The sequence below is a fragment of the Sphingomonas sp. dw_22 genome (assembly GCF_018449795.1).
Classification (GTDB): domain Bacteria; phylum Pseudomonadota; class Alphaproteobacteria; order Sphingomonadales; family Sphingomonadaceae; genus Sphingomonas.
On sequence record NZ_JAAVVE010000003.1, the window covers coordinates 1 to 21,870 of the forward strand.

The following is a 21,870-nucleotide window of genomic DNA, read 5'->3' on the forward strand; positions in this document are numbered from 1 at the left end:
CAGACCCTCAGCCACGAGATTATTTCGTCAAGATCGTGGTCGGCAATGACACGCTTCACTTCGACAAAGTGAGGCGCGATGAAAGCAAGGCCTACGGGGTCCAACTCGATGCCGGTTACACCTACTTCATTGATCGTATTGTGCCGCAGGCCCAATGATGCACGCCGATCAACTCCCTCGCGTGTTTCAGGCGAATGCCGACCGATTCTACCAGCGTGTGGTCCTCAAAACGCTCGGCGAACTCACCACCCATGACACGCTGGCAGTGGGGCCGACGGCCGACATCGCCGAGTTCCTAGACCGGTGCGCCGCTCAGGTAGACAACCACATTGCCAACGAAGCGGCGAAGGCCTTCGCGCTAACCCTGGATGGCATCTTTGAGCGCCAGCTCGCCCGTTGGACCGGCGTGCACGGCGTGAAGGCCCAGAAGCTCGAGGCAACGCTTGAGGCCGCCGATCGCATCACCGCCATCGATCTCGTGAGGGCCGGGATTGTCGGCGACCTCTCCGAATTGCACCTTGTCGCCAACGTGGCGCGCCACGGCGACGGAAGTTCATGCGACAAGCTGAAGGTCGCTGCGCCGCAGCTCTGGGACAGTCCCATGCTCGATTACTACGACCTTGCGCCCGATCCCGCTCCTGTCAGCGAAGAGCTGCGGGTCCGGCCCGATGATCTCAGGCGCTACGCACGCGCGATTGCGCGGTTCTGGGGCCATGTGGACCCGCTTCCGAATGCGGTGCGCGACCCGCTCTATTGATTGCTCTCGCGAACCGGGGACAACAAGCATGACGCGATGGGGCTGAAGCAAGATATTGACCTGCCCGTCCAGAAACTCGCCAAATTCCTGGAGATGAACCGTAGAGAGCTGATTTTAGACTACACCTGCGTCATAGTAGAAGCGGATGAAGTGCGTGCGTTACTTCAAGAAATAAGCGAAATCCATTCCGCAATTCCCTTTTGCGGCTCTGTTCGTCTTGGCGGTCGTCTTCTATTTGTCATATAGTCGGCCCGCGCCTACGCATGCCAAATGCTCCTCCACGCCCTGACTGCCCGGCTTCGTCCGGAGCGCGAACTTTCTTCGCGGTGGGGAATCTTCTGCGAGGCGCGAGAACAGTGGCTCGATGTGCACTTCGGGTCAAAGACCGAGGCTGAGTCCGCGATCGAGATTATCGCGAAAGCCCAGCAGCGGCATCAAAGATGAGGTAACTTCCCGCCGAGGTCTAGCGCCATGCGGAAGCAACGGAAGAAGAGGCCCCCCAAGCCAGGAAGCCGGCAGCTGCCAGAGCGGCCCCAAAGGGCAACCGATGATCGCCCGCTAATCTGTTTCCGCGCATGCGCTCAATCAACACGTAGCCGAGCCCCAACAGGCTCGCCCCAAGCAGCACTTGGGGCAGTGCGCGCCACCCCAGCCAGCACCCAATTGCTCCCAGAAGCTTAGGGTCGCCGGCTCCCAGGCCCTCCCTCCCGCGCAATGCGCGATAGAGCCCCTTCACGCCCCAGAGCACGACGAAACCGGCCAAACCCCCTATCAGCCGTTCTGAAAGCTGTGGCGTGAGACCGAGCCCGAGACCCGTGAGCGCGAGAGCCGCCGTCAGGGCATTTGGAAGCAGCAACGCGGTCAAATCTATAGCCGCGAGCGCTAGCAGGAGCCAACCGAAGACCGCGCCGGCGATTGCCTGAAAAAGAGGCGCGGAAATGCCGGCCAGCACTCCAATGACAGCGGCTGCGGTCTCAATCTGCCAATGAATCGACGGAATTCGCGCCGAACAGCTTCGACATCGATGCCGCTGCACCGCAGCACTCACGATCGGAATCAACTCGGCGGGCGAAAGCGTCCGGCCGCAACTGTCGCAGCAGGATCGGCCGAAGACACTGCCGCGGCCCTGTGGCCAGCGAATTACCAGGACCGCAATGAAACTGCCGACGATGAAGCCCAGAAAACCGAGCAGCAATACCAGCATTTTGGCTTCCCCGGCGGTTGTCGATCATGGTCCGACGCATCACGTGCCCCCGTGATCGACACGATCCAGTGCCGATCGGAGCGAGGCAAGGTTACGACGAACTGATGGATGTTGCCTCGCGCAAAGCAAAGTGAGATATTTTTTCTCAGTTCTTGCCAAATTGAGGCGCGCCAAGTGTCTATTGATATGCGGCGACTGTGAAATTGGAGTGACAAGCTCTCAGTTGCAGTACACGATCGCAATGATCTGGTCGGGGGGACCGCGCGCACGTGCCGAAACCGGGTTCGACAAGCCAGCCAAATCCTTCCTGCGCCAATAGTCGCGGGAGCCATTCCCGCTTTCGCCCAAGAACGATCGCGACACCCCGAACACGCGAGAGTTGGCGAAGGGCCGGTGCGGGCCGGTCTCCTTGAAAACCACAGCTTTGAGGCGGCAATGATCCGTCCAAAGCGCGGCACTCGAGAAGATGCACAAGCTTCCCGAGGAGCGTTGCCAGGGAATACGGTTGGCTAGGGGGCTACTTGAACAATGAGGAAGTTGCTGGAGGAGTTGAAACATACCGAAGGCGGCCGTCGGTTCCTTGTCAATCTGTTCGACGGAATGTGGCCCCTAGAAGACCTCCCGAGCGCCATCGCCCGTCAATTCCTGACTGATGTCGGCGACCTCGCTACCCATCCGTCGGGTCCGAAGTGGCATCGCTGGCAACCGCATTTTCTCTCGATCGCTTTCGGCACGCCGGAGACCTTTCAATATAAGGGGCCTGAACCCCTGACCACGGAAGGCCAATGGATGACGGTAAAGTCTGCTGCGGATATTGGGGAACTTATCCGGTCATCGCCGTGGATCGACCCAGTTGCAGCGGACCGGCGCTTCTCACCATACGATCTCAAGGCGATTCCGAACACGCTTCGCGATGCGGACTACGAGCAGTTAGCCGCGAACATCAACGATCCGCTGTCCCCGCTGCGGTTCCGACTTGCCAGGGCCTTCCGTCGAACGCCCCGCGCGCGCCCACGACCGGCGCCGGTCTGGGCGTCGCGCTGGGGTGAATTCGCGATGGCCAATCCTGGCCTGCCGTTCCCATCGACACAATCTGCCGGCCGCGTCCGAGATTGGCTGGGGCTACCCTATGACGATGGGACAGCGCTGTTCCTCATTCGAGCCAGGGCGATCTTCAACGCGAAGCGGCATATGATCCGCCGCCCGACTATCCTTGACGGCATAGCCAACCCGCTCTTCAAGCATCGCGTCGACGCACTTCGGCAAAAAGAAGGGTGCGGGAGCACCGCCGATCTCTATCGGCTCCGTTCCGCCCCGAGCACGCCGGACATGCTCGATGGCGGTCCCGAGGTCGTTGCGCGCAGGATGTGGTTTCATCCTCTGCGATTTGAATGCGTCTATATCGGCAAGGCGCCAGCGATCGACTACGATATTTTCGGCGACCATCTTCACGTTCGTCTGCTGGATGCGCGCGATCTATCGGCAATGGTAGATCACCTCGAGGTGGCGCTTACATGAGTTGGGAGACCTGGGCTTGTATAGTCTGAGCGGCATTCAGGAGCTCGAAATGCAATCATTGCGATGGGACGAGCGAGATTACATTGATTGGCTCCGCTCAAGCTTCGAAAGGCTCGAGGCTGAGGCGGGGACTCCCAACGAGCACCTCGCCTTCTATCCGCTGCGCTTGAATCTTGAACTCTCCGCGCGCGGGCAACTCTTCGGGGTGTTTCAAACGCTTCGGGGCCGGCACCCGAGACTCGCGGAGGCACTGCGGCACGCGATCGAGACGCAAATACGCGAGTGGGATCAGGTAGGATTGGACACCGACGAACTGGCTCTCGCCATAGAATTTTGGCGCAGCTTGCCGCCCCTTTGTCCGCCGGGCGATCTGGTGGCGCAGGTCCGCCTCTTTCTTCGCGCGCTGGGAAAACATGACTTGCCGAACACCGAGGAACTCGTTCGCGTGCTCGTTCAGGCGGTGAGCACGACACCCGTGAACCAAATGCACCTCAGCTTCTTTGAGGAACTCTTCGACGGAGGTGAATATTGGCAGGACGAGTTCATGCGCCTTCTCGTCGATCGCTATCTCTCCTGGCGGGAAGACGACTTATCTGGGGCCTGGTTTGAGTTGCGCATGCAGTTCTCCCAAGCTCTAGAGCGTGCCGCATCACCGACCGAGCCCGGTGGTCGGGCATTCATCTCCAACCTGGCGCGACGCTTGCTGCCTGAGGAACCGAAGGCGACGGTGCCGACTTCGGTAGAACAATGGGGAAATATCTGGGAAAGGCTGACATCGAGCGAATTCGAACTTGAAGAAGCGGATACCGTCTACGTGGTATTTCCGCCCGCCAAGAGTGTGGCCGAGTTCCCCAAGCTGGCACAACTTCTGTCATGAATTCCCCGTCACCGGCCTTTGACCAGTATCTGCAAGCTGCAGAGCACGTGCGAGAAGCGATCAGGCAGAACCGTGCCGATCAGATCGATGGAGAAGCTCAAGAGATCGTCTATATCTTCGACACAAACGTCATCGAACATTTTCTCCAGATTGGTGAAGGCGGCGGGTTAGGCGGCCTCACATTCGGAGAACTGCTAAGGGACTCCGTGGCGGTACGTGTGGGGCATCGCCTGACGACTGAGTATCTGCTCTCTGGAGGGCTGCCCGGCCAAAATAACGGGAAAAGCAAAGGCAACGGATATATCAGTCCGTTCCACTGGAACGAGACCCTTGCGCGTGTCGGTAAGCTTGAACGCCAAGTTGTCCGAACTGCGGAGGCGATCAAGATTGATCCGCTCGATGACCTCCAGGCGATCGAAGATCCACGCGAACTGCTCAAGAAAGCGTCGCTCGTGGTTCCTCGCGAGATCCTCGCGGTCCTCAAACGCGCGACTTCGGTCGAACGGCGCTTGGATCGGTGTTTCGGGCAGAGGCGAGCGATTGTTCCCTTTCAGGGAATGACATTTTGGGCGAACGCCGAAAGCAAAGTTCTTCATCGCGATCTAGCGAGATGGAGAACGAGCCTGCTTTTGCATCGGCGTAAGCTAGATGCGAACCGCAAGCGGCATGCGCCGATTTCAAATCGAAGCGAACAGGATCTGCGCCACCGTATCGAGCATGACGCGGCGACCCTCGCGGGGATAGAGGCGCTGTATCGATGCAATCCCGAAGCGTGCGGGGAGTCGAGGCGACTGCAGTTCCTGTTTATCACGGCGGACCAAGCAATCTTGGACGCTGTCTCGGAGCGACGCGATGCCCTCGAGGAACAAGGCATTCCGTTGTTCATACGTCATCCGCGGGTCTACTCGCCGCTGCTCAATTTCTCGAACATGCTCAGCACGCTCCAAGGGGTGGAGATCGAGGACGACGTTCGAACCGTGTTCCTAGCCGTCGAGCGAGCGGTGGAGCAGTTGTTTGAGCTGGACCAGGCGCCGTCGCCGTCAGCGGTGGAAGATGGGAGCGAAAAGCCCAAGGAATCTACGGGGCCGTTGTTCTCGCAGTGGGCAGAGGCTGCTCGACGCCTAGTCACCGTTAATTCGCGATATTTTTCCGAAGACAGCGAGTCCATTCAGCGGGTTGCCGAACGCCTGACGCAGCCGGACGCGTTGAAGACCGCCAGTCAGATGCTGGGCGAAACTCTCTCGCGAATCCGGGGACACCATTCGCGCATTCTTTCGATGCAGGCACTCGACCAACTCAGTCGCAATCTGACCGACTTAGCGGAAGGACGGGCTCAAAAGGGCCTTCGCCGCGCGCCAATGATCTATCTTGGCCCGCATCTGACTCCGAGCCGCTCCAACCTGGAGGCGAGCAGAGGCATCGACCAACTTCTTGACCGCCTTGTCACCGACGGCGGATTGCCAGAAATTCGAGAAGTCATCGAACAGCTGGGGCCACTGATTCAAGGCGCATGGACGAAGCCCGAGGGCCAGCTGCTCGCTGCCTGTATCTTCCTGGCTGTCGGAGCGTGGACCTCTGCTCTCGAATGCGCGCAGCGCTGCATCGAGCAATCAACGGGACGCGCCCACGCTGTCTTCGTTCGCGAGGCGAATTACACCAAAGCGCTCGCGCTGCGATTTGCCATTCGATCACGCTCCGACTTCGACGACGCGAAGGAGGTTCTCTCCGCCAATATTGTCCAGTGGGGCTTTCGACGCGATCACGCTGCTCCTCTTTCATCTCTTCGTGACACGGTTGAACTGGCTGCACTCTATCAGTCGGTCGCGGTACTTCAGGCGATCGAGAACAGCACACCGTATTCGGCATTCGGCCCTGGGGAGGTGCCACTGGACATCCTCCAAGCGGATGAGATCATCTCCTATTTCGACAAGGGCGTTTCGATGATGGAAAGCGCTCTCGAGACCCTTGATCTGAATTTCTCAGGTGACAGCGCGCACGGCTATGCGGCCGGTCAAATCGATCGTCAGCTTTCTGTGAATCTGGTGGGCGCGTATGTCTTCAAGAAGCTGTTCGGCCCGCTCATCTCGGCGGACGCCTATTCGGACAATGGGCTCGACGCGATGATGAAAAGGGTCTTGGAATTGATGAGCGATGAGCTCAGAACGGTGCCTCCCATCGCCCGCGTCTATGCCAATTGTGGTCGTGTTTTGATGTCGCCGAATGTCGAGGAGGCTCAGACTACGATATCGCTGGTCGATAGCGTGCTGGCCGATCTTCAGCTTCCCTATGCCGACCAGGTTGAGCTGAGATACCTTCGCGATTTCATGCTGGTCCCCATGTCCAGTGACACCTAACGAGATCGCGATCGACGTACGGACCTTTCGCCCTTGGTGAGATCCGCGAGAAGGGCTGCGCTTTCAAGAGCACGCTTCAGAAGGCAATGTTTTTGCTGCGCTGGCCGAACGTCCGCGCCGTTGACGATTTCCATTTCTTGGGGAAGCGTAAGCGTGGTCTGACGGCCGCCTTGACTATCAGGCTTTTGTGCTGGCGCGGGCGGCTTTGCCGGAAGCACGTTTGGCGAGCGTTGCCATTCGCGCGTTGATTTCGTTCGAGCTGATGTCGTTTGGATCAAAGACGCGCCCATACCATTCGAGCACGGATTTGTGCTCTGGATGGCGTGGCCTGGCCATGGCATCGAGAAATTCCTCGAACCCCGGTGGACCGCCGACGTCCTCGGGCGGCGCGCGACGGTCGCCATCGACGAACCGGGGATAAGCGGTCGTTGGATCGGCGGGCAGAACCTCTTCGATCACGATGCCGTGCCGCCAGTCATCGCCGAAATCATAGGTGTAGGCAAAGGCTGTGACGCCGCGTTCGATGAGCTTTGCAAGGCGGATGTTGCCTGCGTCGCGGGTCGGCGGGTCCATATAGTCGTCGTCGAAGCAGATTCCGTAGCTGGCCTCGTCAACATCGAAGCGGAACAGATGGTAGTTCTCGAACAGCATGACTGCCTGGATCGCGAGGTGCAGGGTCTTGAGGCTGTTGGAGAGCGGCAGTTCGACCCGCCGCCAGATGGCAGGCTCGATGTCGTCGAGTGTGATGCGAATCCGCGCGATCTGGTCGGTCATGCTGCCATGCTGACCGGGGCTTGGTCGGCTGTCCAGTTCCAGGGCATGAGCTCATCCCAACGCGATGCGGGCCAGTCGCCGGCGATCTTGGCGATGACGTCGGCGATGTACGCCTGCGGCTCGACAGTGTTGAGCTTGCAGGTCTCGATGACGGTGTAGATCGCGGCGGCGCGCTCGCCGCCGGCCTTGGATCCGGCGAACAGCCAGTTCTTCCGGCCGATCGCGATGCTGCGGATGGCTCGCTCGGCAATGTTGTTGTCGATCTCGAGCCGACTGTCCTCGACGAACCGGGTGAGCGCAATCCAGTGCTTGCGGCCATAGGCGATGGCCTTGGCGACTTCGGACTTTGGCGAGAGGCGTCGCAGCGCATCGTCGAGGGCGATGCAAAGCGCCTCGATCACGGGCGTTGCGCGCTCCAGGCGGGTTCTTCGTCGGACATCTGGTGGCGCCCCGCGGATCTCATCCTCGATTTTATAGAGGCTGGCGATCCGGGTCAGCAGGTCGGTGGTGAGCGGCGTCGGGCTGGTGGTGTGGATGTCGAAGATCTTGCGCCGGAAGTGCGCCCAGCAGGCGACTTCGGTGATGCGGTTGGTGGTGTAGAGCTGATCGTAGCCGGCATAGCCGTCGGCCTGAAGAAAGCCGGTGAAGCGGCCGAGCTGGGCTCTGGGATGGGCGCCGGTGCGATCCTGGGTGAAGTGATACCAGACCAGCGGTGGACTGGCGGCGCCGGAGCCGCGATCATCGACGACATAGGCCCATAGCCTGCCGGTCGCGGTCTTGCCGCGGCCCGGGTCGAGCATCGGCACCGGCGTGTCGTCGGTGTGGATCTTGGCGGCACCCAGCCCGACCTCGCGGATGCGGCTGACGATCGGATCGAGCAGCGCCGATGCCTGGCCGGCCCAGCCGGCGAGCGTCGAGCGATCCAGCTCGATGCCCTGCGCCGCCATCATCTCTGCCTGGCGATAGAGCGGCAGATGATGATCGAACTTGGCGACGACGACATGGGCCAGCGTTGCGAACGTCGCCTTGCCGCGCGCGATCGCCTTCACCGGGGCGGTGGCCTGCACGACCTTGTCGCAAACCCGGCAGCTATACTTGGGGCGGATGGTGCGCACGACGCGCCACTGGACGGGCACGGCGTCGAGCATCTCGTCGCTGTCCTGACCCAGCGGACGCAAGGCCCCACCGCACTCGGGGCAGGTGCAACTGCCTTGCTCTGGCTCGATCCGCAGCTCCTCGCGCGGTAGGTGTGCCGGGAGCGCGCGGATGGGCGTTGGTCGCTCTGCGCTGACGGGATCGGCGCGCTGTGTGCTGGCCGCGACGGCCTCGGCCTCAAGCTCCTCGAGTGCCAGCTCCAGTTGTGCGATCTCCTGGGACAGCTTCTCGGAGGAGGCGCCGAACTGCATCCGCCTGAGACGCGCGATCTGCACGCGCAGCGTGTCGATGAGGATGTCGCGCGCGGAAATATCGGCGCGAGCCGACGCCAATGCGGCTTCGATCTCGGCGATGCGAGCGTCTTTGTCAGGGAGGGAAAAGCCTGCGTCCGACACCGCGATTACATAACAGATCGGGCATCTTTGGGCCAGGAAAACCGCCTGAATCCGGGGGCTTTTAACCCGCCAGCGAAGGCGTGAAAGTGCGTTCCGGGCGTCGCCAATCGATACCTTCGAGGAGCATCGAAAGCTGGGCCGCGGTCATGGCGACCGAGCCGGTCGCGGTTGATGGCCAGACGAACCGGCCGCGGTCCAACCGCTTGGAGAACAGGCACAGTCCCTGGCCGTCGTACCAGAGCAGCTTGACCAGATCGCCGCGCTTGCCGCGAAACGCGAACAAAGCGCCGGAATGCGGGCTCTGCTGCAAGGCCTGCTGCACCAGCACCGCCAGGCCGTCGAACCCCTTGCGCATATCGGTCGCGCCGCATGCCAGGAATATCCGCGTCAAAGGGGGAAGCGGGATCATCGCGCCAGAACGCCGATCACTCGAGATAGCGCGTCGGCATCGACCGATGCATCAACAGTCAGCCGCACGCCGGTCGGCAGCTCGATCCTGATCCGGCCGAGGCCAGGCTGCGCGACGGCTGGCGCCGGCAAGGTCGTTGCAGGCCCGGCAATCTGCACCTCGGCGAAGCTTGGTTGCGACGGCACAGTCACGCCCGTCAGTGCGCCCGACATCGCCTGCCGACGCCAGGTATAGATCGCGCCGCTGCCGGCCTCGTGGCGCTCGACCGCCGCGCGAACCGACCCCTCGGGCCCGAATGCGTCGCGCAGGATCGCCAGCTTCTGCTCCACGGTCCAGTGCCGCCGACCTGAAACGCGCCCGACGATCTGGATCCGACCGCTCATACGACCACTCGCTCGTTCGCCCGCTGGCTCCACGATCTCGTCTGACATCAATGCTCCGCCCAAAGAGCGGCAATCAGCCCGCTGGCCAGCCATCCGGCAAGGCGGCCTTCAGGCCACGCTTACGGGGAAGCGGCGGCCCGCCAGCTCGCGCCGACGGACCACCGCATTGCAGAACGCAAGGCTCTCTGAGCACCTGATCGGGCGCAGAATCCAGTGCAACATCGAGTGCTAGTAGGTCCAACGCATGCGGATCCCTATCTTTTGCCGGGGCTTCGAGAGCCAAGAAATTTTCCAGGCTGATCCGCATTATTTCCCGGCCGGTTTGCTTTGTGGGCTGCTAGCAGGGGGCCGCAACATCGTTGGCAGCGCGGCGCGCTCTCTTCACGCTATACTCTGGATCGTAAGTGCCGCCGCGGGTCATCAGGGCCCAAGCAATGCGGGCGTTGCGATTGGCGGCGGCGACCGTCACCACCTTCACCGGCCGTCGCCTCAGCATCTCGACCGTGCGCGGATCTCCTTCGGCCGGCTTGCTGATCGCATAGCGCACCTTGGGGAGCGCGCTGGTCACGAGCAGCCTGCGGAGATAGCCATTCCCGCGCCGAGATATTCTCCCCATGCGGACATTGGGCCCGCTCGAGTTTTGGGATGGCGCGAGGCCTAGCCAAGACGCAAAGTGACGGCCGGTGGCAAACCGTGCCGGGTCTATGGTGAGAGCTGCGAGCGCGCTCGCCGTGATCAAGCCGACACCCGGGATTGTCGCCAGGCGCCGGGAGACGTCATCCTGCTTGTGCCAGCGATCAAGAGCTTCCTCAAGGATTTCGACCTGCTGTGCCAGCACCTTGTATTGATCGAGCAACACCAGTCCCACCATTCGCGCATGCGACGGGATGAAGGCAAGCTCGCTTGAACCAAGCTGTTCGGCCACGCGCACGACGTGCACGACTCCGACCTTGGTGACGACGCCGTACTCGGCGAAGAGAGATCGCAGCGTGTTCACGATCTGAGTCCGTTGCTTGATCAGCAGCACCCGCGACGAATGCAGGGCGACCACGCCCTGGTGGTCGGTGGACTTGGTCGGAATGAACCGCATCTGGGGGCGAACCAGGGCCTCGCAGATGGCCTTGGCATCGTTGGAATCGGTTTTCTCCCCGGTGCGGAACGGCTTCACGAACATGGCGGGCATGAGGCGTGCGTCGTGACCGAGCTTCGTAATTTCCCGAGCCCAATGATGGGCCGCTGGTCCCGTCTCCATTCCAACAAGGCAGGGCGGCAGATCGGCGAAAAATGGCAAAAGCTGTTCTCGTGCGAGCCGCTTCACCATGACGAGCGCACCGTTCGCATCATTGGCGTGAACTTGGAAGACGGACTTGCTGATATCGAGACCTATCGCCTTGATCTTCGCGAATTCTGCATTGCGGCTGGAGCGGCCCTTCCGCGCTCGCTTGTCCTCGGTTTGTGCGCTCAAGATGGGGACTCTCTTTGGAGACGACAGCCGGAGCCGTTCATGGCTCCGAAGCTGGAGCCACGAACGGCGCAAGCCGCTGCCGCGTGCGGTTGATGACCGAATGAGCCTGCGAGCAGGTCGGGCGTCCCGTGGGACGACCGCTGCGATGTTGCGGCCCGCACGCTGTCCCTATGTGCAGCGTGCCCTGTTCTCAACCATGCCGGTTTTCGCGCGGCACGCAAGTACCTACCTGCTACTCGGTCATTCGATCCAAAGGCGGCGAGTGAATTCCGGTAGAGGCGCCGCCCATCCGCAAAGCGCACCCTGTCTCCGGCCATGTCGGATGTGGAACGAGATGGATCGCCGCGCCGCTATGTGCAAACAGTCGAAGGCCCTGCGGGCGTTCAAATCCTGTCTTACACCGGTCACTGTGCCAAGCTACTAGCCGGCAGCGCCCGTCAGCGAGTCGCCATGTTAGGATCGAGCAAGATCAATGTCGTCGCCATGCTCTTGTCTTGCGGGGGCAACGCGCTGATTCTTGGCGGTATTATCTGGGGCCTCTCCGTATATCCGCAGCGTCGTGAACTTGGTTCGGCATCCCAGCCGCTCGTTATCGAACTACTGCCCCTGAAGGGTGAGGATCTGGAAAAGCGAAAGGCCGCTGCCGCCTATGCTGTGCGCGCCGCCGAGATTCCAGGCCCGAGTCCCGCGGCCCCGTCCAGCCTTGCGGACATTGCGCCGAAGCGCGCGGCGGCGGCAGTCCATGAGGAGTTGGCGTCGGCCACGGCCGCAGAAACGGGCGTCGAGACATACGCCGACGGCGCGCCCGACACCGAACTGTTAAGCGACTATCAGCGGCGCCTGAACGATCTTATCGCCCGCAATGCGCGCTATCCTGCCGAAGCCCGCGCGCTGCGGGTCGCGGGCGTGACGCGTCTTGCATTCAGTCTCGATCGCAGCGGCCAGGTGGTAGAGAGCTGGATCCAAAAAAGCTCGGGGTCGAGCGCATTGGACGTCGCCGCACTCGAGGCCCTCGAACGCGCACAGCCGCTGCCGCCAATGCCGGCGGGACTTCCCGCGCGATTACAGTTCGTGGTCGAGATTGATTCATCCGCCGCAACCGTTCTCGCTGTTCGGTAGATCGTGCTCGGCCGGGGGGACGGCGATCGGCCGCCGCTTCAAGCCAAGCTTCGACCGCCCCGCGAGCCCCGGGGCCCCTCTGCATTGACCTGCGAAAGGTTCCTCGCGCGCCAGCGTTCGGCGCGAGCAGGGCGGATCGCGATGTTTTCAGCATGAGCGCGCAGTTCTGCAACGGCTGCCGGATCTCCCGTTGAACCGACCCCTCTGGTCCGGCCAGAGCCATTTTTGTCAATAATCGCGACAAAATTATTAGCTGCACCGTAAGATTCGGCCTGAGACCTTGAAGAACCCGGAATCAACGTGTGCTTGATTCTGCTGTGATCTCATGGTCGAAATGTAGTAGATCACAGGCCGCCGGTCGCGGACTTGAAGTTCCTTCGAGCCAGCGTGTCCGTCGACATTGGCTGCACACCTTCGATCGCGATGAATGCGCGCTCATCTCAACAGCCGACACCCCGGGGGGCAAATGCGGTGGTTCATCAGGATTAGACCAGCACTCGCTGCGCTGATTGCCGGGATTTCGCTGCTCAGCCCGAGCGCGTTCGCTCAGACCAACGTCACGGTCACACCCGGCATAGATAACAAGACCGCGGAGGACGCGGTCGCGCCGACACCGTCGATCTCGTACGTGTATGTCATCGCCAACAATGGGCCAACGCTGGCGACGCTCTTCGTCGTAGCCCGCGCGGTTCAGCGCTCGAACAAATCAGAATGCAACCGACCCGAGGTCGATGACTGCAAGCTCAGCTGGTGGCTGGACGACAAAGAACTCACCGCTGAGGAGCCGGAGAAAGTCGAGATCGGCGCGCACCGATCCAAACGGCTGACCTTCAAGGGCAAGGCATCGACCCTCGACGTCTATGAAACCGAGGTGGCGGTCGATGAACTGGATTCGACCAGCGGAAAGAATACATCCCATGTCGTGCGTCTGCGTGTGACTCGGAAGCTCCTTGACCTCGGCGCTTCGCCGATTGCAGCGATCGAAGGCGGCCGCTTCGAAGTTGGTGGCGGCCACAAAATACCTGTCACGGTGACGAACCGGGGTCCGCGTAGCGTCACATTGAAGGGCCCTCCGTCAGCCGCGATCATGCAAGACGAAGGCGGAGGCAAGTTCGCGATCACGCGAGATCAAAAGGCGGCGTGCCCGTTGCCCGCGCCAAAGTCCTTAGCCCCCGGACAGAACTTCAAATGCGATCTTGCCGTCCCTGACTTGCCGAATGGCAGGTTCCGCGCCGACATAACCATCGAGCAGGACGATCTGACACCGCCCACAGCCAGCGCTGAATTCGCGGTCCGCAGACCGGTCGGCGTCGCCATATTTTGGCTCGTTCTCGGCGCGCTGGCGGGCGCGGTCGCCTTCTTCTGGCAGGATAGCAAGCGCACCAGGACGGTCCAGCAGATCAACGCTCTGAGCGTCCGCGATGAATATCTCGAATTGCGCGGCACGCTCGCCGCCGCGCAATCGGAGAGCAGATCGGTCTGCGAACAAGCCATCGAGGAACTGACCAAGCTAGCCGCAGGGCTCGAGAACAAAGCGAATGCAGATGCCGCAACGCGCATCGACTTGCTGAAATCCATGCTGCCCGCGCTCCGGAACTTCGCGAAGCTGGAAAGCAAGTTTCATGACCTGAAGGATCCACCTACCGCAAGGAACGCGCTGCGCGACGCGCGGCAGGCGATCCAGGGGACAAGCGCGGACGCCGCGTGGCAAGCGGTCAATGCGTTCGAGGACGCGCTCGATAACACGACTTCAAGCGCTCGCTCCTTTGCTCGGGTCGACCACACCACCACGCGCGTCCGGTGGGCGCCCCACGAGCTGACGTTGGGTAGTCTTCGTTTAAGGCTGCATCTGATCGACGCATTGAATTTGCTGATCAGCGTCGCGCTCACGACAGCGATCGGGGTGGGGGCTCTTTGGGTGCCAAATGCGACCTGGGGCGGATTCGGCGATGTGATGATCGCATTGCTGGCGGGGTTGGGCGGGACGATCACCGGCACGGTGACCCTCTCGACGATCGCGGCACCGTACAAGGTGCAGTTGCACGCGCCGGCATGACCCAGTCCTGATCGAAGGAGGCGAAGCGGCTCGACGATTGCCTGTCTCCATGAGCATGACGACGGTCGTATCCGGCCGTGCACTCCCTGGGTGCCGAGGTTGCAACTTTTGTAGGTCGACCAGGACAGCCAGGAAAAGCAGCCAATCTGGTTTCATTCCAGAGCCGACGAGGCAGGTCCGACGCTCGAAAGGAGAGGGCAGCACCCGGCTTTCAATGACTTGACGTTTGGAGCGCCCCGCCAAGAACCACGGTATTGCGCGCTTCTCGGCCCGGACCGACCTTCATTTTGCTCGATACTGGGGGATTCCCTAGCTAGGCGAATCACCGGTTGGGGCATGTCACACGAACGTCCTCAACCAGTGATCTAAAACGAGCGATATCCCGACTCATGAGAGTGTTCATGCCTGGTCCCAACAGGATCAACTTCCTGAGCCTCTTTTGCTCATGTGTCGGCCATGCCGCCATATTGGGCGGCATCATGTATGGTCTGTCGGATTTTCGTAAGGAGCGGGTGGGTCTTAAGCCCTCGCAACACCCCCTCGTCATAGAGTTGATCCCCCTTGATCAGATTAACGCGACCAGCGGCGCTGCGGCTGCGAACCATGATGATGCGCCCTCGACCATCGCCCGCAAGGGAGCCGAGCGAGCCGCCAAGACGGCAAATCCCCCGCCGCCGGCCGTCAGGCTGGTGGCAAAGCCTGGCGATACCGCGGGAACCATGCTCGCCGCGGAAGGGGCGGGCGATCAGGGATCGACGACCGCATCAGACTTCAGCGACTATCAACGCCGCCTCTACGAGGCGCTTGCGCGCGGCAGCCGCTATCCAGCTGAAGCGCGGCGAATGCATCTGGCTGGCGTCACGCAACTTGCCTTCAGGGTCGACCGGGCGGGTGCTGTCCTGGAGAGCTGGATTCAGGAAAGCTCCGGCTCGGAACTGCTCGACGATGCGGCGCTCGAGGCCCTGACCAGAGCGCAACCGCTGCCGCCGATCCCGGCCGGCCTCCCATCCCGGATGGACTTCGTGATCGAAATAGATTTGTCGGTCATGCAGCAATTTGCCATGCAGACGGCCGGGTAGGGGCCCGCCATTTTCACGCGCAAGTCCCTTGTCGGCCCAATTGGGGCGAGGTCGTGAGCGCGTCTTCACGAGATATATTGATTGGCCTTCTTGTGTCGGAATATCCCGATCTCAAGCGGCGCCTGGCGGGACGGCTGGGTTCCGCAGACGCGGCGAACGAGGCGCTCCAGGACACCTATGTCCGCCTCCAGCGCACCGAGATTCAGGACGAGATCCGCAATCCGCGATCCTACCTCATCAGCATGGCGATCAACATCGCCAGCAACCGCATCCGGTCGGAGGCGCGGCACTTGTCCGCCACGGACATCGAGGAACTTGTCGAACTTCCTGACGAAAGCCCGAACCAGGAACGCGTGGCCGAAGCGCGCTCGGATTTGCAAGCGGTCGAACGCGCTCTCGAGGGTCTGCCAGGGCGCCGGCGCGCAATGTTTCGGCGCTTCTGGGTGAACAACATCGAGTACAGGGATATCGCATTGGAATTCAACGTTTCTGAAAGGACAGTCCGCCACGAATTGCTCCTTGCGACGCGCTACCTGCAGGAAGCCACGGAAGAAATTTTCATTCCCGCCTTGCAAAAACGTCTCTCCGAAGTGTCCTCTCAGTAAGGGAGCAGAGCAGTGACCGATCTTGGTACGCTCCCTCAGGGACCAGTGGACGGCTATTCAGCATGACGCAGAGGAGTGGCTGGACAGATTCTGACCTCTCGCGCTTGCGCCTGGAGGGTTTGGATCATCTCAATCGTCTCCACTCGGGGGAGGCGACCGACCGGGATGCTGCAGCGTTCATCGCGTGGCGCAATCAGAGCCGCGCGCATGAGGAGGCCTTTCGCGCTGCAGTGCGGCTGCGCGACCTCGTACGGATGGTGGAAGCCGAGGCAGAAGCCAGAGAAGGCGCCGCCGACAATGTCGTCCCGTTCAAGGCGCCGCCGCGAGCGCCGCATCTCTCGCGCAGGCAAATGCTTGGCGGAGCTCTTGCAGCATCCATTGCAGGCGGCGCGATCGTTACCGGGCGTATGCTCAATCTCGTTCCGAGCCCGGCAGAAGCGATGGCAGACTTTCGCACGGGCCCCGGCGAACGGCGCGTGATCAAACTCGCCGATGGCGCGAGCGTGGACCTGAACACGCGCACAAGCATCGATATGCACACCGGGCTCGCGATACCTGCCATCGAGCTGATCTCCGGGGAGGCGGTTTTGACCAGCGGTCCAACGCAGCCGGCAGCGCTCGTGGCTGGGTCGGGCACGAGCGTCGTTCGAGCTGGACGTTTCAATGCGCGCCGCGACGGTGACGATGTTTGCATCACCTGTCTTGCGGGCGGCGTCGAGGTCGCCTGGAACCAAGAGAAGCGCATTCTTCGGCCCGCGGACGCGGTGCGATACAACGGCGCTGCGATAGGAGCGGTGGAGCCAGGCACCGATCCTACCGTTCTGACCGCATGGCAATCCGGCACTCTCATCTTCCGCAACATGCCGATGCGGGAGGTAGTGAACGAAATAAACCGCTATCGCTCGGGTAAGGTCTTCCTCGCGAATTCGGGATTGGCTTCGCGGCCGCTCAGTGGAACGTATTACGTAGACAGAATTGATGACTTTTTTAGTCAGGCGGAACTAGCGCTTGGTGTCAAAGTGTCACGCCTTCCGGGTAACGTGGTCATCCTGAGCTAGCAGTCTCTCCGCCGTTATTACAACGGCCGATTCTGTCACTAAAGTGTAACAAAAATTTCCTGCCAAAAATCGCGCTTCTACGTGTCTTCTCTTTGGGATCACTTCGGGGGAGCGCAAATGCTTGGCAGCCAGGCAGCGCACGACGATCGTGTGCAGGGTCATACCGAGACGGGACTCGGACACACGGTGCACGCCCCGGATCCGCTGGGTGCGAGCGCCAATATGCCGGACCTGAGCGAATGCCTGTCCGCCCTGGACCTCCGCAATTGGCTGCTCAAATTCTCGCGTAGCCTTGGCTTCTACGGCGGACGCTACATCCAACTCGCCCGGCCTTGCTGGGGCCTGGACGAAAGCGAGCCCGGCTTCCCCATCCGGCATCTCACCACCTCGAGCCAGGCCGAGCGCGAGGACGAACACTGGATTGCCAGCGACCCCTCGATTGCCTTGATCCGAGGCACCTATGCGCCATTCTCGTGGTCGACACGCCATACCGTGGAAGTGGCCCCGAAGCAGCGTGCCTGGCTCGACGGCGAGCGGAGTCGCGGGATCGACGCGGGCCTCGCCATCCCGGTCCAGGACAGCGCGGGATGCCCGGCCTATCTCAGTCTGTTCGGCTATGACGAAGTGTCCATCAAGCTTCTCATCGACAAGAAGGCGCCGGAACTGGCGTTTCTCGCCGGACAGTTCCACGCGCTCGCCAAGACCCTCGTCCCGATCGCCAACTGGGTCGGACGCGGCCCACGCCTGTCGAACAGAGAGCTCGAGTGCCTGCGGCTTGCGGCCCTCGGACAGACCGTCGACGAAAGCGGCCATACGCTAGGCATCTCCGGTCGCACGGTCGAATTTCACCTGCGCAACGCGCTCGACAAACTCGGCGCGCCGACCAAGCTCCGCGCCGTTGTTCTCGCCTTCGGCGCGGGCGCGGCGGCCGGCCTCTAGGGTTGAACTGGCGGTCGGGCGCATGTGCGGGAATTGCCTGGCCGTTAGTGAACGTCGAAATCCGGCTTTGCATTTGCCCGAGCAGGCGCGCCCGGTCTTGGACAGACGATGCCAAACGCTTGATTGAAAATTGCGTACACCCTGCCGGTTTCATTGGCGGCGTAAGAAATGCTTCCGCCATGGGATATCGATAACTGCATTTTTCTTCTGAGAGAATGTTCAAAACAAAATGAACTCATATTGACACAAGATCATTCAAGACAAATGATGCCAGTTCAGCTGGGCAGTATTTAGGGACGGCAGATCGCGTGCGAACGCCGACCTGCGGGGTATACTGATTGGGGGGGGGCATTATGGGACATTGGCGCAGGGCATCTGCCATGCTGGGGACGTCGGTCATGCTGGCGGGCTGCACCACACCTTTCGCTGGATCGACGGGCATCAACTGGTACGGCAAGCCGGCCGCGGGGACCATCACGGTGTCCGACCCGAAAATGTACCGCCGCGAAGCGCTGATCAATGAGCGCAACAAGGATATTGCCTGGCTGGACGGACTGATCAACGACAGCGCGACTGTGGTGTTCAAGCCGGAAATCGCCCGCGAGATCGAGCAGATATCGGCTCTCTCCGCGGCGCTCGGCCTGAGCTTCGATCCGGCCAGCGGGCTCAACTATCGACGCGCAAAGGAAACGGGTGACCTTCAGCAGCAGATCGACGTGGTGCAGTTGCAGCTACAGCTCGATCAGCTCAAGCGGGACGCGGATCTCGTTCGCAAGACGTTCGATGCGCAAGCCCAGCCCGTCAATGTCGATCCGAACAAGCTCGCGGATGGCAGTCCGGGGACCGCGACATCGGGCACTCCCGCGGCGGCAGCCGACCAGCTCACCGCGGCGATCGACAAGCTGACCGCCGCGCTTGGCGACCGCCTGGGTGCCGATGCCAAAGGCGCCGCTGTGCCGGCCAATGTGGGTGCCAATCCGGCCGACCTGTTCAGGGATCGCGCCGCCTATCGTGACTTGCTGAAAACGGCGCGAAATGCGGCGAGCCTGGACGAACTTCACGACGCTGGCGGCGACGCGCTGATCCGGCTCAATTTTCAAGCGACCGTGCTTCCGGACCGGCGCCACTCCGATGTCCCCGGCGTGATCCAGATGAAAGTCGTCGCGCCGGTCATGTCCGAGCCCGAAAAGACCCGATTCTATCGCGGCTGGCTCAGCTACATCAACGCTGGCCTCAATATCGAAAATGGTCTGATCTGGAAGCCGAACGCGTCCTTTCTCGCCTATGGCGTCGCCGACAATTTCGATCTCGTCTATTTCAGCTTTGCTCCGCCCAAGGCGCCGCCAGCGGTGCCAGCGGCAGCGCCCGCGAAGACGGCCAAGCCAGCCCAGGCAAAGGGTGGAAAGAAACCCACGCCCGTTGCCGCGCCGGTTCCCGCGTCCGCGGCGGCCGTCTGTAGAGGTCTCATTCTTGACCCACAGGTGACGGACGAAGCCGGCTGCGAGACCCTGACATTCGCCGTGCCCAAGTTCCTCGGAACCTCGCCACAGGAGGGCCCCTATTCCGACCTCAAGGACTATCTCGCCGCATTCCAGCTGGCGTCGAACGACGCCATAGAGCAGCAGGAGTTCCAGGCCGCTCGGAGCGATCTCGTCGATCATCCGGATCGCTTCGTATCCAATTGCGTGCTCGCGCGTCCGACGGACCTGAGCCAGCCCGGCAGGCCAGATACCCTGTATTCCCAGCTCGATACGACCTCTCGCCGGCTTCTGAGGGAGCGCGTGCGTGCCGCAGGCGGCGCTGTTCTCTCCAACATCGATCGGCTTGCCAGAGCCATGCTCGAGGCGCGGGGGATCAAGCCACCTGCCGACAGCAGGATGGATCTCGTGGCAACGCGTGCGGCGCGCGCTGAAATCCTGCTCAGAACCCTTGAGCGGTTCACCTATCCCGCCGAATGCACGCCCAGCCAGCGAGGCGCGTTCCGCGAAGGCGGTGGATCCGTTTATGTCCCGCCGCGCTTCGAGGAAGCGATCACGCGGGAAGCCGATCGGATCGCCGTATACGATATCGGCCCGAGGGAGCAGGTCCAGCAGGTATCGACCATCGCCCGCGCGGCGAACAGCCTGTCGCTGGCCCTTTCGGTCGCTGCGTCGGATCCGACGTCGGGTGCCGCGGCCAACGCGGCTGCCGGCTATTCGCGCCAGGCGATAGGCCGTGCCGAGACGCTCGAGCGCTTGCCGGCCGTCGTCGGCTATTCCGTCATTGCCCGCAAGACGTTCGGTTGGGTGATCGGCCCACGCGCGCTGGTCAATCCAAAAGGGGATATCAAGCTCGACCAGAACCTGCGCACCTACGACCTGACGGTCGATCTCTCCGTGCCCAGCTGGTGGCCCTCTTTCTGTCTCGAGACCGTGACAGGCTGGGCGCCAAAGCCGAGGCAGATTGCCGACGCCGGCGCCGATTTCGAGCTTGCAAGCGAAGATGTGACTGCGGGCTCGATCGGAACCTGCAACACCATCGCGTCGGGCGCCGGGACGGAGACGGGGAAGACGGTCCGATATGTGAAGGCTGCCAAGGTCAGCCTCTCGCCCAACGACGCCGACTATGCGCAGCTCACCACCTACCTCTCGCTTGGCGGTATCGAGGAGCGCCGACGGGTTGCGCTTGAGGACTCGCGCCTCTCGGGGCAGGCCGTCAGCGCGTGCCGCCCGACGTCGCTCATCGTCCGCGGCGACAGCGTGTGGCGAACCTCGGAAGTCATCATCGGCGGGGCGAAACTCGGCGCGGCCGCGATCACCGTCGCGCCCGATATGGCCGGCGTCATCGTCGACGTCCCGGCGCTCGATGAAAAGGTCGGGGCGATCCCGACCGCCAAGATACCGTTCAGGCTGCTGACGCCCTACGGCGTGGCCCCCGGCGAGGTCGACTATGCCCCAAAGCCCGCGGAAGGCTGCAAGCCGCAGGAAAAGAAGGGCGAGGATGGCGCGAGCGTGACCTCGTTCACTCCGACCGCGTTCAGCGTTCCGAGCCTTCAGGTTTTCAATTTCACCGGTGCCAAGCTCGATCAGATCGATGCCGCCACCCTCAACGGCCAGCCTGGAAAGGTCGACAAGGTGGCCGGCGGCAAAGCTCTCAAGGTCACGTTCACCCGTGATCAAACCGAGGGGCTGCCGGTCTCGCGCACGGTTCCCCTCGTGCTGTTCAAGGGCACCGAGCAGGCCGTGGTGAAGACCGTCGAGGTTACCGCGAACAATGGAGACCAGTGATGCGCTACGGCACCGCAAACATCACGTCGGGGTATTGCTGGATCGACGAACCGGGCGTCAGCGAGCCCGCCGAGTTCCAGCAGGAGGACTATCCGGATGTGAAGAAAGGCTCGCATGTCAGCTTCGAACGTGATCTCGCCGACTTCAAGAAGGCGATCGACATCCTGGTCATCGGGAGCCTGACGAACCGCGAACTCGCCAATCGCGTCGCCGACGAACACGGGCTCGCCAAAGCCGACGCCCGCAAGCTGGTCGACGCCGTCGTCGCAGCAATCGCCGAGTCCGCCTCGAGCGGGCGGGATGTCTCCCTGTCAGGTCTGGGCAAATTCAAGTTGAAGCACAGCGCTGCGCGGAAGGGGCGGAACCCCGGTACCGGCGAGGCGATCGATATCGCCGCATCGAAACGGCTCACCTTCACGCCGGCGAAAGCCGTGAAAGACAAGCTCGAAGGCTGAAC

General features: G+C 61.9%; 19 protein-coding genes. 13 read left to right on the plus strand and 6 right to left on the minus strand.

All coding sequences use genetic code 11. The features are described from left to right. Positions 1 to 154: 154 nt before the first annotated feature. On the plus strand, positions 155 to 757 hold the full coding sequence (locus tag HB724_RS01915; protein WP_256731254.1) for a hypothetical protein: 603 nt from the start codon (positions 155 to 157) through the stop codon (positions 755 to 757). A 36-nt stretch (positions 758 to 793) separates the two neighbouring features. Beyond that, positions 794 to 1,003 (plus strand): hypothetical protein, encoded by a 210-nt coding sequence (locus HB724_RS01920; protein WP_213979219.1) that lies wholly within the window; start codon positions 794 to 796, stop codon positions 1,001 to 1,003. A gap of 217 nt (positions 1,004 to 1,220) precedes the next feature. Here HB724_RS01920 and HB724_RS01925 read toward each other — a convergent pair whose 3' ends face one another. Continuing rightward, positions 1,221 to 1,961 carry an A24 family peptidase gene (locus HB724_RS01925; RefSeq protein WP_213979220.1) on the minus strand — a complete coding sequence of 247 codons (741 nt, stop codon included), beginning with the start codon at positions 1,959 to 1,961 and terminating at the stop codon, positions 1,221 to 1,223. A 528-nt stretch (positions 1,962 to 2,489) separates the two neighbouring features. On the opposite strand from HB724_RS01925, the gene HB724_RS01930 reads away from it, so the two are divergent. Genes HB724_RS01930 through HB724_RS01940 form a run of 3 tightly spaced genes read left to right on the plus strand, consistent with a single transcriptional unit; the run spans position 2,490 to position 6,710 of the window. Next, positions 2,490 to 3,479 (plus strand): hypothetical protein, encoded by a 990-nt coding sequence (locus HB724_RS01930; RefSeq protein WP_213979221.1) that lies wholly within the window; start codon positions 2,490 to 2,492, stop codon positions 3,477 to 3,479. 16 nt (positions 3,480 to 3,495) lie between these two features. Beyond that, positions 3,496 to 4,356, plus strand: a complete 861-nt coding sequence (locus HB724_RS01935) for a hypothetical protein (protein ID WP_213979222.1) — start codon at positions 3,496 to 3,498, stop codon at positions 4,354 to 4,356. Then, positions 4,353 to 6,710, plus strand: coding sequence for a hypothetical protein (locus HB724_RS01940; RefSeq protein ID WP_213979223.1), 2,358 nt, complete (start codon positions 4,353 to 4,355; stop codon positions 6,708 to 6,710). Before HB724_RS01935 ends, HB724_RS01940 begins: the two co-directional genes overlap by 4 nt. A gap of 177 nt (positions 6,711 to 6,887) precedes the next feature. Here HB724_RS01940 and HB724_RS01945 read toward each other — a convergent pair whose 3' ends face one another. The 5 genes from HB724_RS01945 to HB724_RS01965 all read right to left on the minus strand — a co-directional run bounded on the left by HB724_RS01945 (position 6,888) and on the right by HB724_RS01965 (position 11,222). Beyond that, positions 6,888 to 7,484: a plasmid pRiA4b ORF-3 family protein gene (locus HB724_RS01945; RefSeq protein ID WP_213979224.1), complete on the minus strand. Its 597-nt coding sequence runs from the start codon at positions 7,482 to 7,484 to the stop codon at positions 6,888 to 6,890. After that, a complete protein-coding gene (locus HB724_RS01950; protein ID WP_218625037.1) occupies positions 7,481 to 8,971 on the minus strand; it encodes an IS66 family transposase in 1,491 nt (496 codons plus the stop codon). The genes HB724_RS01945 and HB724_RS01950 overlap by 4 nt, the downstream gene beginning before the upstream one ends. A gap of 124 nt (positions 8,972 to 9,095) precedes the next feature. Further along, on the minus strand, positions 9,096 to 9,443 hold the full coding sequence (gene tnpB, locus HB724_RS01955; RefSeq protein WP_213979225.1) for an IS66 family insertion sequence element accessory protein TnpB: 348 nt from the start codon (positions 9,441 to 9,443) through the stop codon (positions 9,096 to 9,098). Next, a complete protein-coding gene (locus HB724_RS01960) occupies positions 9,440 to 9,874 on the minus strand; it encodes a transposase (protein ID WP_256731255.1) in 435 nt (144 codons plus the stop codon). The genes tnpB and HB724_RS01960 overlap by 4 nt, the downstream gene beginning before the upstream one ends. A 289-nt stretch (positions 9,875 to 10,163) precedes the next feature. Then, positions 10,164 to 11,222 (minus strand): IS110 family transposase, encoded by a 1,059-nt coding sequence (locus HB724_RS01965; protein WP_213979334.1) that lies wholly within the window; start codon positions 11,220 to 11,222, stop codon positions 10,164 to 10,166. A 384-nt stretch (positions 11,223 to 11,606) separates the two neighbouring features. On the opposite strand from HB724_RS01965, the gene HB724_RS01970 reads away from it, so the two are divergent. From HB724_RS01970 to HB724_RS20675, 8 genes are all read left to right on the plus strand, one after another. Beyond that, positions 11,607 to 12,410, plus strand: coding sequence for an energy transducer TonB (locus tag HB724_RS01970; RefSeq protein ID WP_256731257.1), 804 nt, complete (start codon positions 11,607 to 11,609; stop codon positions 12,408 to 12,410). A gap of 466 nt (positions 12,411 to 12,876) precedes the next feature. Then, positions 12,877 to 14,466, plus strand: coding sequence for a hypothetical protein (locus HB724_RS01975; protein WP_213979226.1), 1,590 nt, complete (start codon positions 12,877 to 12,879; stop codon positions 14,464 to 14,466). Positions 14,467 to 14,855: 389 nt separating this feature from the next. Further along, positions 14,856 to 15,545, plus strand: coding sequence for an energy transducer TonB (locus tag HB724_RS01980; protein WP_256731258.1), 690 nt, complete (start codon positions 14,856 to 14,858; stop codon positions 15,543 to 15,545). A 92-nt stretch (positions 15,546 to 15,637) separates the two neighbouring features. Beyond that, on the plus strand, positions 15,638 to 16,150 hold the full coding sequence (locus tag HB724_RS01985) for an RNA polymerase sigma factor (protein ID WP_346344647.1): 513 nt from the start codon (positions 15,638 to 15,640) through the stop codon (positions 16,148 to 16,150). 62 nt (positions 16,151 to 16,212) lie between these two features. Next, a complete protein-coding gene (locus tag HB724_RS01990) occupies positions 16,213 to 17,208 on the plus strand; it encodes a FecR domain-containing protein (RefSeq protein WP_213979228.1) in 996 nt (331 codons plus the stop codon). Between the two features lie 117 nt (positions 17,209 to 17,325). Then, positions 17,326 to 18,147 (plus strand): LuxR C-terminal-related transcriptional regulator, encoded by an 822-nt coding sequence (locus HB724_RS01995; RefSeq protein WP_256731259.1) that lies wholly within the window; start codon positions 17,326 to 17,328, stop codon positions 18,145 to 18,147. 380 nt (positions 18,148 to 18,527) lie between these two features. After that, positions 18,528 to 21,413, plus strand: a complete 2,886-nt coding sequence (locus HB724_RS02000) for a hypothetical protein (RefSeq protein ID WP_213979229.1) — start codon at positions 18,528 to 18,530, stop codon at positions 21,411 to 21,413. Between the two features lie 170 nt (positions 21,414 to 21,583). Beyond that, positions 21,584 to 21,868 (plus strand): HU family DNA-binding protein, encoded by a 285-nt coding sequence (locus HB724_RS20675; RefSeq protein WP_346344651.1) that lies wholly within the window; start codon positions 21,584 to 21,586, stop codon positions 21,866 to 21,868. Positions 21,869 to 21,870 lie beyond the last annotated feature (2 nt).